Here is a 12,108-nt window from a genome sequence, read left to right on the forward strand (position 1 = left end):
CCCGGACTTGATCCTGTGTATGCTGCGGCACAACACCGATGTTTTAGTGAACTGGTTAATATATGCATTGCATTAATACAGGAACACGTAATTTGTTTTTGGTGAAAAATGCGATCGAGGAATTTACTTCCTTTAGGGAAAGCATGATTAGTGCTAATGCCTGAACCATTGCTTAACCCAATTTTGGACGCTAAAAACTGGTTGTCGGGCTGCATACTCATCTCCTGGCAGAAGTGATAATGGAACGCGATCCGTGACAGTCGTCGTTGCAGCGGTCATTGTGTTAGCTGCGCCGGACTTAACCGGAGTCTAACAGGCAAGAAACTGATGGACAGGTCCTGCCTGATATTGCCGGTCACGATATGCTCCATTTCTTATCTATTCCCGCTGATGAACATCAGGTTCACCAGCATCTTTTCCCAGAGTTGGCCTCAGGCCTGTGACACACCGGTGTCCAGTGACGAAAACAGCGGTTGAATAAGCGTTAACATATTGATTATCAAAGAGCCTTGAAAATGCCTGGGGCATTGCTAATCTGATTGTATCCATCGCTTCCGCCTGTCTGAGCTCCCGCTTATAACGGTGACTATTAAAATGAATTCGAATTGATTATGAAACCAAAAAACCAAAACACAAAACAAATAAAATTTCCATTTCAAAAAGTGTGGTGTTGATCAAAAAAACATGTCTGGTCAATCACTTTGACCATTAGCATATCACTTACAAAGCAATGGTTATTCGCGTGTAACATAATGAATTTAAATAATAAAATATATTTATACAATATTTTAACATTCGAGAGTGACGCAAATCACATAAAAACAAAAAATTTATTTATATTTAAAATGAAATCTTTTTTCTAGTTTTTGATCTTTGTATTCTCTCTGCTCTGATTAATTCTCATGCTGGAAAGTCACCGTTATGCGCAGGCGACAAAACCGTTATTTGTCATTTACCTGGGACGCATGCGTGCTGAATTTGCACACCGCAAACCGGCTCTCGACGGTAATCGATGGGGCGCCAGCTAACTCGTTTTGACGCGCCGCATTCCTGCGGGTCTGGCCGCTATCTCTGTGTCATTTAAGATGCAGGGGACGCTTACAATGCCCAGGCCCGAAGGGCACTGGACATCGGCGGGATTTTTTTCGGTTGGATGATAGACGCTGAATGTATCGGGAGACTCGGGTTGAGTTCAGTGAATACCCGCCATGCGATTGAGTAATGTTGAGTGTGACTCATGGCGGGTGATGGCAGTGCGCCTGTTGTGGAAGCAGCCCGGAGCAGTTTGAAAATATGTATCGTGCTAAGTGCTGCATCCACGGTCCGGGGGGGAGACGCGACGTTACTTCCGGCTGAACGCTGCGAGTCAGAGTTGAGCCAGGATGGCTTCTACGCTCGTTTTTGCATCGCCGAACAACATTGCGGTATTTTCTTTAAAGAAAAGCGGGTTTTGTACGCCGGCGTAACCGGTATTCATTGAACGTTTGAACACCACAACCTGTTGGGCTTTCCATACCTCAAGCACTGGCATGCCGGCAATAGGGCTACCGGGATCTTCCTGCGCAGCCGGGTTAACGGTATCGTTGGCACCGATGACCAGCACCACGTCGGTATCGCTGAAGTCGTCATTAATTTCCTCCATCTCCAGTACGATATCATAAGGCACTTTAGCTTCAGCCAGCAGCACGTTCATATGCCCCGGCAGACGCCCGGCGACCGGATGGATGCCAAATCGTACTTGCACACCTTGTGTAATGAGTCGGCTGGTTAATTCCTGTACTGGATACTGCGCTTGCGCCACCGCCATCCCATAGCCGGGGGTAATGATCACCGAACGGGCGCTTTTAAGCGCTTCCGCTACTTCTGAGGCGTGACATTCGCGATACTCTCCCTGCGGGCTGTTATGGTAAGGATCAGGGTAAGAGAAAGCGTTCTTATTTTCATTGTAATCGTCCATTTTTCGACCAGTACTGGCGCGATTAAAAGCAAAAAAAGAGCTATCTGGAATAGCATAAGTAAGAATGCCTTTTCGGAATATGCAAAGGCTTTTTCCCCGGTGATTCCCCCCTGTGCAGACAGCAGGTACTGGATTGCCGACGATCCTTGATAACAACCTATTCACAACTGAAATTGTTATTTTTATCGGTCTTTCCTGCCATTATCCTCATCAGATACGTATTTCTCGTGAAAACGCCTCGGCGATCGTCGGTATTTTTGCCGGAACCATGTATCTTGCTGCGCTGCCGGGCGGTTGGCTGGCGGATAACTGGCTCGGGCAGCAACGGGCGGTCTGGTACGGTTCAATCCTGATCGCCATGGGCCATCTGTCTATTGCGCTGTCGGCGGTGATGGGCGAAAGCCTGTTCTTTATCGGCCTGATGTTTATTGTGTTCGGTTCCGGCCTGTTCAAAACCTGTATTTCAGTGATGGTTGGTACGCTGTACAAGAAAGGCGACGCGCGCCGGGACGGTGGCTTCTCGCTGTTCTATATGGGTATCAACATGGGGTCGTTTATTGCGCCGCTGATCTCCGGCTGGCTGATCAAATCCCACGGCTGGCACTGGGGCTTTGGTATCGGCGGTATCGGGATGCTGATCGCGCTGGTGATCTTTCGTGTCTTTGCGGTTCCGGCGATGAAACGCTACGACAGCGAAGTCGGACTGGATTCAACCTGGAATAACCCGGTGGTGAAAAGAAACGGCGTGGGCGCCTGGCTGCTGGCGCTGGCGGTCGGCGTGGCGGTGATTGTCGCCTTGATTACCCGGGGCGTTATTGTGATTAACCCGGTCGCGGTGGCCAGCGGGCTGGTCTATGTGATTGCGGCGTCGGTGGTGCTCTATTTTATCTACCTGTTCGCTTTTGCCGGGCTGAACCGAAAAGAGCGGGCCCGCCTGCTGGTGTGCTTTATTCTGCTGATCTCCGCCGCCTTTTTCTGGTCCGCATTTGAGCAAAAACCGACCTCGTTCAACCTGTTCGCCAATGATTATACCAACCGTATGATTGGCACTTTTGAGATCCCGGCGGTGTGGTTCCAGTCGATCAACGCCCTGTTTATTATTCTGCTGGCGCCGATCTTTAGCTGGGCATGGCCTGCGCTGGCCCGTAAAAACGTGCGTCCTGGCAGTATCACCAAGTTCGTTATCGGTATTTTGTGCGCGGCGGTGGGTTTTGGCCTGATGATGCTGGCGGCGCAAAATGTCCTGAGCAACGGCGGGACAGGCGTATCCCCGATGTGGCTGGTGGGCAGTATTCTGATGCTGACGTTGGGTGAGCTATGCCTGAGCCCGATTGGTCTGGCGACCATGACGCTGCTGGCGCCGGAAAGAATGCGCGGCCAGATGATGGGGTTGTGGTTCTGCGCCAGCGCGCTGGGTAACCTGGCGGCGGGCCTGATTGGTGGTCATGTGAAGGCCGATCAACTGGAGATGCTGCCAGACCTGTTCGCGCGTTGTTCAATTGCGCTGCTGATCTGCGCGGCGGTACTGTGCGTGCTGATTGTGCCGGTTCGCCGGATGCTGGAAAATACCCGCAACAGGCAGTCGCAGGAACCGACCGTCAACGCTTAGAGCCTATCCCGTTAGGGCTATTTCGCTTGTCATTTTGAACCTGGGCAGTGCTCAGAATCCTCACGTACTACGTGTACGCTCCGGTTCTTCCGCGCTGGCCGTGTTCAAACTGTCTGCGCCAATAACGCCTGGTGGGATAGGCTATTAGTCTTTCAGATACCCGGCGCGTTCTGCGCCGGGTTTGACGTTTAACGGTAAACAATACCGCCATCGATCAGGATCGACTGACCGGTAACATAATCGGAGTCCGGGCCTGCCAGATAGGAGACCAGGCTTGCCACATCGTCCGGCGTTTCGGCGCGGCCAAGGGCGATGCCTTCCACATATTTTTTGTAGGTTTCGCCAACCGGCGCGCCGGTAATTTCCGAGAAACGCTTATCGATTTCGGTCCACATACCGGTTCCCACAATCCCCGGACAATAGGCGTTAACCGTAATACCGCGACTGGCGTACTCTTTCGCCGCCGCCTGGGTCAGGGCGCGCACGGCAAATTTCGTGGCGGAATAGATCCCCAGCATCGCAAAACCATCATGACCGGCAATGGAACAGGCATTGATGATTTTCCCTTTCTGCTGACGGTCGATGAATTTTTTCGCCGCTGCCTGAATTCCCCACAAGGTGCCCTGAACGTTGATGCGCATAATCCGATCGACTTCTTCAGGCGTGACATCAGCCAGCGCCTGTACCTGCGCGATCCCGGCGTTGTTAACGATAATATCGAAGCCGCCCAGCTGTTTTTCCGCCTCATCAATGGCGGCATAGACTTGATCGCGATCGGCGATATTGGCGACGAAGGTGGCCGCTTTACGACCGAGCGCTTCAACTTCGGCGGCGACGGCGGCAATCCCTTCCGGGTTCACGTCGACCAGCATCAGCGATGCGCCGTCTTTGGCCAGACGTAATGCAATACCGCGGCCAATGCCCTGACCGGCGCCGGTCACTAACGCAACTTTATTTTCGATAGCCATATTCTGTACTCACCTTGTACTGATTAATAAACTATGGATATCCGCGACTGACGACGTAGCAGTGGCGGAGGATTAAACTACTCTATCGGGCACGACAAGCATGGCCTACTCCCCTGATGGGGGGGATAGCCGGACGGACGGAATCAAGAGGTAATCGTGGTATGGCTTTTTTATCCTCAGCGGATGATCCACTGGCAGCGTTTGATCACCAGGAACCTTTTCGCTTTACGCGCACGTTGCCGCTTATCTCCACCCGCTTTACGCCGCCCCGTACGGCGGAAACGCTGCTGTTGCGGGAACGTCTGCTGCAGCGCCTTGACGCCGCTGTATCTCGCCGCTTAACGCTGGTGTGCGCCCCGGCAGGCTTTGGTAAAACGACGCTACTGGCGCAGTGGTATCGATACCGCCAGCAGCAGGGGGATGCGCTGGCGTGGCTGAACCTGGATGAAGATGACGGCGCGCCGCTGCTGTTTATGCGCTATCTACAGGAGGCGTTAAGGCCGCTGTGGCAGGGATGGAGCCCGCCGTTTCTGCATATTCTGCAAGGGGAACTGCCTGCTGATATCACGCTGTTTTTTGCCGAACTTGTCAATCAGCTTAACCAGTGCCCGCACCCGCTGTATCTGATTCTTGACGACTACCAGTACATCAGCGATCCGGCGATTCACCAGGGGATGAGCTGGCTGCTGAACCATGCGCCGCCGGCTCTGCACTTGATTATCGGTAGTCGCTACCAACCGCCTTTGGCTCTTAGCCGCCTGCAAATGCAGGATCAGTTGCTGGAGGTGTATGACCCGGAGTTGCGTTTTAACCCCGGCGAAGCCCGCGCATATTTTTCCGGCGCTGCCGGGCTTAAACCGCAGGCTATTCCCCGACTTATTGCGCTCACGGAAGGGTGGGTGGCCGGGATGAAAATGGCCGCGCTGTCCCCGGACGCATCCACGGTGATGACGGGGCTTAGCGCCAGCGCGCGCTCCCTCTCACGCTACCTGGAGGAAGTTATTTTCGCGCCGCTGCCGCCGGCGGTATTCGACTTTCTTTTGCATACCTCTGTGCTTAATCGTCTGCATCCGGCGTTGTGTGATGCCGTCAGCGGCAAAAATAACGCCAGGGAGATGTTGCAATGGATAGAACAGCACAACCTGTTTCTGTCCGCGCTGGACGAGAGCGGCGTCTGGTTTCGCTACCACCCGCTGATGCGCGACGCCCTGCGGTACCGCTTGCGCCACAGCCGTGAGATTGATATTCGCCAGTTGCACGATCGCGCCAGCGGCTGGTTCGCTGCGCAGCAGCTATGGGCTGAGGCGATACGCCATGCGCTGGCCGCCGGGAAGTCGGTGGCGAAAGATGCGGAAGCCGGCGCGCAGTCGCTGGCGGAAGAGGGGGATATTGATACTCTGGTGCGCTGGATCCGCTATTTACCCGCCAGTCAGGACCCGTCGCGCATTGCGCTACAGCTTAATCTGGCCTGGGCGTTAGCGCATCGCTTCCGTTTTGGTGAGGCGCGCCAGTTGCTGGATGCTATTGATGCGCAAGTCGCGGCGCATAGCGATGTGCTGACTCACAGTTCGTGGGTCAAATTACGCGTGGTTCGCGCTATCTGCGAAGCCTTCGCTGACAATATTGCCAGCAGTATCGCTATCGTTGAACCGCTATTGCGCGAGGTCCCTTGCGGCGATATCTGGGTCGATGGCCTGGTGTGCAACATCCTCAGCTATTGTCACCTTGCGGATTCCCGGCCACAGCAGGCGCTGGACGTTCAGCAGAAAGTGTCGGGCGTGCGTGTCGCTAACCGCAACCTGTTTGTGGAGGTCTACCGGGCGTTCGTTATGGCGCAGAGCTATCTGCGACAGGGTAATCTTGCCGAAGCGGAACGCCAGGCGTTCCGTGCGCTGCGCCATGCCGAACAACATACCGGCGTGAATTCCAGCAGCGGCGCGACTCTGGCGCCAATCCTGGCGGAGATCGCCTGGGAACAGGGTAAAGAAGTGCAGATTCAAAACCTGCTGATTCCACGGCTGGGAATGATCGATGATTTTTGCCCGCCGGACGGCCTGATCCGTTGTTACGTTGTGTTGGCCCGTCAGGCCCGCGAAATGGGGCGGTTAGCAGAAGCTGAATCGCTGTTACTTCATGCTGAGGGGGTGGCTGTTCAGCGAGGCTGGCTACGGGCGCAGGCACCGTTGCTGGCGGAGCGCCTCGCGCTCGCGCTCCACGCGGGGAATAAACTGGCTGCTGATGCGCTGCTGCTTCGTTTACAGTCTTTTGACCAGACGGACGCGGTTGCCGGATATGTTGCCTTAAGCCAGAGCCGTTTACTTATTGCGAATGGTGAGCCGCAGGCTGCCGCGCGGCTGTTGGATAAACTGGCCAGCGTTCGGGAAACCAGCGGCGAGTGGCTGTTTGCCGTACGTTTGCGACTGATGCAGGCGGTCGCCCTGTGGCAGGCAGAAGCATGCGAACAGGCGATGGACGTCTTCCGGCCCGCGTTTTCACGCGCGCTGCATCAGGGGCTACTGCGCAGCCTGTTGGATGGCGGCGCAGACATGGCTGCGTTGCTGGAGGAGAGGCTGAAGCGCGGCGCGGCAGATGATCCGCTGATCGCCGATATATCGTCTTTGCTCTCCCGCTTTGCGGCTGTCGGCATCGTGATCAATAAGCCGCCCGCGTTGCACCTTACTGAGCGGGAGCAGCAGACGCTGCGTTTGATTGCCGACGGTTATTCCAATAAAGGCGTCGCCCGCGAACTGGGTATTTCTGCGGAGACTGTCAAATGGCACCTTAAACAGCTTTATGAAAAGCTACAGGTTAAAGGCCGCATTCAGGCGGTCAATCAGGCGCGGCAGTGGCGCCTGTTAAGTTAGCGTGGCTTTTCACTCCCGCTTGATGCCGGGCCGCGATAGTCGCCGCCCAATGCTTTAATTAACGAGACATCGGTACTGAGGCGCCGGGCCTCGATATCCAGCAGCAAAAGCTGTTGGGCGATGGCCGGACGGCGCGCCTCCTGCGCCGCATAGTCGCTGAGCAGCCCGCGCTGGTAGTGGGCGCTGGCGCTGTCAGTGGTCGCCATCGCCGCCGTCACTTTTTGTTGTTGCAGGGCGGCCAGTTGGTTCAAATCGTTCAGCTGGCTGGAGCTAATCGCCACATCGCGAACCGCATCCAGTACCGCCTGGTTGTATTGCTTAATCAGAATATTGCTCGCCGTGCGCGTCGCTTTCAGGTTGGCGTTTAAGCGCCCGCCGTCAAACAGGGGTAAATAGAGTCCCGGCAGCAGGTTGATCTGCTGGAAAGAGGACTTAAACAAGTCGCCGACGCTGAGGGCGTTGTAACCCCAGAAAGCCTTGATATCAAAATGCGGATAAAACGCCGCTTTTGCCGCATCCACCTGGCTGATGGAGGCACTGACATAGCCGCGCAGGGCCTGCAGATCCGGGCGGCGGGCCAGCAGCGCAAAGGAGAGCGAGTCGGGGAGCGTCTCCTGGAGCGACGGCAGCGCCACGGGATGAATCTCCGGCATATTATGCGCATCGGCGCCAATGAGCGCCCGCAGCGTTTCCCGATACTGCGTCAGCGTCCCTTGCGCGGTAATCACCTGCTGCTGCGCCGCCAGCAGTTCGGCCCGAGCGTTGGCGACATCGACGCTATCTTCAATGCCACGCTGAGTACGATGTTCATGCGCCTGCACCGAGAGCCGGGCGATAGCGGTCAGTTGATTGAGCAATTCGATTTTCTGGAAGGTGGCCTGCATTGCGAAATAGAGCTGGGCCACGCTGCTGGCGAGGTCCAGTTCGATGCCGGCAGTTTCGGCCAGGCGGGCATTCTTCTCGCCAATCGCCGCGGCGACACGGGCGCGATCGGCGCCCCATAAATCGATATTCAGCGTCGCCCCGACGCCAACCGTATTCAGCGTGTACCAGGGACCGTTTTTATCCACCGGTAGCGAGTATGAATAGGGCCAGGTGAACTGTCTGTTGGTTACCCGCAGGCGGTTTTGCGCTGCCACGGCGGTGGCCTGTACGCCCATTGCCGACTGCGCCAGCTCGACCGTTGACTGCGATTGTGAAATACGCAGCCTGGCAGCCTGCATGGTCGGCGAGTTTTGCAACGCGCGATTGATCAGCATATTGAGCTGAGGATCCCGATAGTCTTCCCACCAGCGGGCACGCGGCCAGCCGCTGTTCGCCAGATGAATCACCTGCGCCAGTTCTGCCTGCTGGGGGTTGATCATCGGTACCTGACCGGGATCGTCCTGAATTAACGCGCAGCCGGTCAATAACATCAGGGCAAAGGCCAGCGGCGAGGCGTGCCAGAAGCGCGTGGGGAGGATTATTTTTCTCATGACCTGGTTGCCTGTGGCAGGATAACGGATGATGTAAAAGACCACTCCGGCAGCGCGGCCAGGGCGTTGACCAGCGGCGTGCCGAAAGGATTGGCCGGGTCCGGATGAAGCGCGCGCGCGGGCTCCGCCGGGTTTGGCGACGGGTTGATATCGCGGGCGTAGGCCGCAAGCCGCCTGGCGCAGTCGGCTAAAAAGGTGTCTTCCGGCAAGGCGCATAGCCGATAGCCTTCGCTTAAACACGCAATTTCCTCGGCCTGGTTAAAGGTCGCGCGAACCGGCCAGTTTTTGGCATCAGGATAGGGATGCGCGTAGGTTCCCAGCGGCTCGGCGGCAACCCGATGCATTAACGTTTCGCTGCTGGTCAGCGCCGCAAACAGCGGCACCAGTTTGATCTCATCATCGCGGGCGGAGAGGGTATGGGCAAGCTGACGATACAACTGCGCCAGACGTGCTTTGAGCTGCGGCGCTTCGCTATCCGGCCACAGATAGAGATGAATAATTGAGGAGACCAGTACGCCAAGCAGAATACCAATAACCCTGTCGCGCAGTTCGGTTAAGTTACTGAGCGGGCCAAACCAGCTCAGGAATGCCAGCGCGAAGGTGAAGCCGATCTGAATACCGGCGTAGGCGATGCGCTCTGAACCGGCCGCAATCCACGCGGACAGCGCGAAAACCGGCAGGGTCATCGCCAGCAGGCCGCTCAGCGAGTCGGTCCAGGGTTGAACAAAGACGATCAACAGTAGGGCAATCAGCGTCGCCAGCAATGCGCCGCCAATGCGTAGCCACGTTTTTTGCATGGTGGCTCCCAGACCGGGCTGGGCGACAATCACGCAGCTCAACATAATGGTGTGGATGCCCTGCCAGTCGGCGGCAGTATAGAAAACGTAGCACAGCAGAGTCGCCAGTAGCGTTTTCAGGGCAAAATGCAGGTAGGCCGGATTGGACCATGCATCCGGTAACAGGAGCGGGGCTTTTTCCACTTCGCCCTGCGGCAGCGGGATCGTTTCGCCGCGTGCAAACCGCGTCAGGATCTGCGCGATTTCCTGCAAAATCACGCTATTAGCGCTCTCCTGCGGTACATCGCGCGGCTGAAAATCGGCCGTTGCGGCGGCGGGCAGATTCTCCGCCAGCGCGGTAAGCTCGTGAGCTATCCATTGGCGCTCATGGGGATGGTCATCACCCGGTTGTAACAGCGCCGTCAAATGATAGCAGCGCAGTACGGCGGCCATCAGCGATTGCCAGAGCTGCGGACTGGCGGCAATCTCCGGGGTCGCCCGTGAGGCCTGCTGATACAGAGATTGCAGCTGGCTAAACTGTCCGGCAATCTCTTTAAAGGTTGGCCGTGATTTTCCGTCGCCTGATTGGGTAAGGATCTGCGCCGTCTGACGCAACATAACCACGAGACGGGCCCTGAACTGATAGCCAGGAAAGGCCTGCCGGAAACAGGCGTTAACCAGCAGCGTCACCAGAATGGCGGTGTTAATCGCAACCCATAGCCACAGCAGCAGCCGCACCAGAATTTCGCTCTGACTGGTCATCGACGGGAAGGTTTGCGCGTAGATAAGCACCAGCGCCACCACGAAGAAGGCCAGTCCCAGCTTGCCGAGCACCCGCATCAGGTAAATCGCGCAGAAGAACAAAAACACCGAGGCAACCAGACGGATCAGCGGATAGTCATAGGTCCACTTGATAATCAGCAGGATGCTGCCCAGGGCGATACTGACAGTGATCACAAAAACGACACTGACCAGTTTGATTATCAGCACGTTAGGCTGGCTGACGTAAAACACCACGATCAGCGCGACGGGTAAAAATGGGATATGCAGCGTCATGAACAGGACGATCAGCACCGCGCAGCTGAGCGTCAGACGTAAGGTATAGTTTGCTCGCCCCGGCGTATCACGGAGTTCCTGGGTCAGAAAAGGCCAGAAGCTATGCATACCGCCTCCTTATTATTGCGGCTGCAGAACGGCGCTGGCGGAGGCGCCCATACGAAACAGGTTCGGATCGGGATCTTTGACGGCAATTTTGACCGGAAAGCGCTGAGAGACATGGACCCAGTTGATACTTTTCTGAATAACCGGCAGGCCTTCGATTACGCTGCCGCCGTCGGGCAGCACGCCGGTACCCACCGAGTCAACCACGCCCTTGAAGGTCCGGCTGTGGTTGGTCATCACGGTGATTCTGGCCGGGACGCCAGGACGCACGTTTTTTAAATCGGTTTCGCGGAAGTTCGCTATCACGTACCAGTGGTCGTCATCAAGCAGAGTAAAAACCGGTTTAAGCGCTGAAGCGTACTGACCAACCGTGGTTTTTAACGCCACCACCACGCCATTGAACGGCGCACGGACTTCGGTAAATTCGAGATGCAGCTCAGCCAGCGCGATTTGCGCCAGGATCCCCGCCCGCTGCGCCACCATCGCATCGACACCGGTTACGGCGGCAGACGCCTGTTTCGCCTGCAACAGCGTGGCCTCCAGCTCGGCGCGCGCGGCTTTTTCCGCCGTTCGCGCCTGGTCAAGATCCTCTTTCGAGGCAAAACCCTGCGGCACCAGGGGTTCAAGGCGAATGCGCGAAGAGGTGGTTTGTTTAACCAACGCTCTGGCGCGTTCAACGGCGGCGGCGACCGACTGCGCGTTATATTCCTGCGCTTTGATTGTGCGCCGGGTCAGCATGATCTGCGCATCCAGGGTTGTCAGCCGCGCTCTGGCATCGTCGAGCATCGCCTGGTAGGGGCGCGGATCGATGCGGAACAGCAAGTCGCCTTTCTTAACCCGCTGGTTGTCGCGAATCGGCATGTCGACGATCCGCCCGCTTACTTCCGGCACTACGTCGATGGTGTCTGCATACACGTAGGCATCGTTCGTTTCTGGCGAGGTTTGTAGCTGCCAGATAACCAGAATCAGCGCCAGGATAGCGGCGAGAACCAGGGCCAGCAAGGGCCACTTTTTACGGATAACGCTTGAGCGGGATTGGGCCATAGTATTTAGTTTACGAAGAACAGGAACCACAAAATAGTGGCGAACAGGAACATCAGCGCCAGATAGCTGAAGACCAGCGGAGAAAATCGCGATTGCCACCCATTGCGCACAATCAGGATATGGCAGGGGATAAGCAAAAACGCAGCAATTAATAAACAGAAAAACCAGCCGGGGAATGCCGCGCCTAATACCGGAATCGCCGGGGAAAATGAGCAGCCGGAAAGCATAAAAAGCGAGAATAATAACGGTGCCGG

Annotated in this window: 7 protein-coding genes and 1 pseudogene; 2 read left to right on the top strand and 6 right to left on the bottom strand. The window is 56.2% G+C overall.

What is annotated here, in order from left to right:
* Positions 1 to 1,366: 1,366 nt before the first annotated feature.
* Positions 1,367 to 1,891, bottom strand: a pseudogene (locus ABK821_RS00785) (NAD(P)(+) transhydrogenase (Re/Si-specific) subunit beta); the annotation flags it as partial.
* Between the two features lie 178 nt (positions 1,892 to 2,069).
* On the opposite strand from ABK821_RS00785, the gene ABK821_RS00790 reads away from it, so the two are divergent.
* On the top strand, positions 2,070 to 3,566 hold the full coding sequence (locus ABK821_RS00790; protein WP_343178102.1) for a peptide MFS transporter: 1,497 nt from the start codon (positions 2,070 to 2,072) through the stop codon (positions 3,564 to 3,566).
* Between the two features lie 188 nt (positions 3,567 to 3,754).
* On the opposite strand, the gene ABK821_RS00795 is transcribed toward ABK821_RS00790, so the two are convergent.
* Positions 3,755 to 4,534 carry an acetoin reductase gene (locus ABK821_RS00795; protein WP_138360199.1) on the bottom strand — a complete coding sequence of 260 codons (780 nt, stop codon included), beginning with the start codon at positions 4,532 to 4,534 and terminating at the stop codon, positions 3,755 to 3,757.
* A gap of 161 nt (positions 4,535 to 4,695) precedes the next feature.
* Here ABK821_RS00795 and ABK821_RS00800 point away from each other — a divergent pair, with 161 nt between their 5' ends.
* The gene (locus ABK821_RS00800; protein ID WP_343179131.1) at positions 4,696 to 7,398 is read left to right on the top strand and encodes a LuxR C-terminal-related transcriptional regulator; all 2,703 of its coding nucleotides are present in this window, start codon (positions 4,696 to 4,698) and stop codon (positions 7,396 to 7,398) included.
* On the opposite strand, the gene ABK821_RS00805 is transcribed toward ABK821_RS00800, so the two are convergent.
* The 4 genes from ABK821_RS00805 to ABK821_RS00820 are packed head-to-tail and all read right to left on the bottom strand — an operon-like array spanning position 7,395 to position 12,081.
* Positions 7,395 to 8,873 (bottom strand): MdtP family multidrug efflux transporter outer membrane subunit, encoded by a 1,479-nt coding sequence (locus ABK821_RS00805; protein ID WP_138360197.1) that lies wholly within the window; start codon positions 8,871 to 8,873, stop codon positions 7,395 to 7,397. The genes ABK821_RS00800 and ABK821_RS00805 overlap by 4 nt on opposite strands.
* Positions 8,870 to 10,813, bottom strand: a complete 1,944-nt coding sequence (locus tag ABK821_RS00810; RefSeq protein WP_343179130.1) for an FUSC family protein — start codon at positions 10,811 to 10,813, stop codon at positions 8,870 to 8,872. Before ABK821_RS00810 ends, ABK821_RS00805 begins: the two co-directional genes overlap by 4 nt.
* Positions 10,814 to 10,825: 12 nt before the next feature.
* Complete coding sequence (mdtN, locus tag ABK821_RS00815; protein ID WP_343179129.1) at positions 10,826 to 11,854, bottom strand: multidrug transporter subunit MdtN; 1,029 nt, start codon at positions 11,852 to 11,854, stop codon at positions 10,826 to 10,828.
* Positions 11,855 to 11,859: 5 nt separating this feature from the next.
* Entirely contained in the window at positions 11,860 to 12,081 is a 222-nt protein-coding gene (locus ABK821_RS00820) for a YtcA family lipoprotein (protein ID WP_171034838.1), read from the bottom strand.
* Positions 12,082 to 12,108: the final 27 nt, after the last annotated feature.

The organism is Klebsiella sp. KE9456 (assembly GCF_043832615.1).
In the GTDB taxonomy this organism is placed as follows: Bacteria; Pseudomonadota; Gammaproteobacteria; order Enterobacterales; family Enterobacteriaceae; genus Klebsiella; species Klebsiella indica.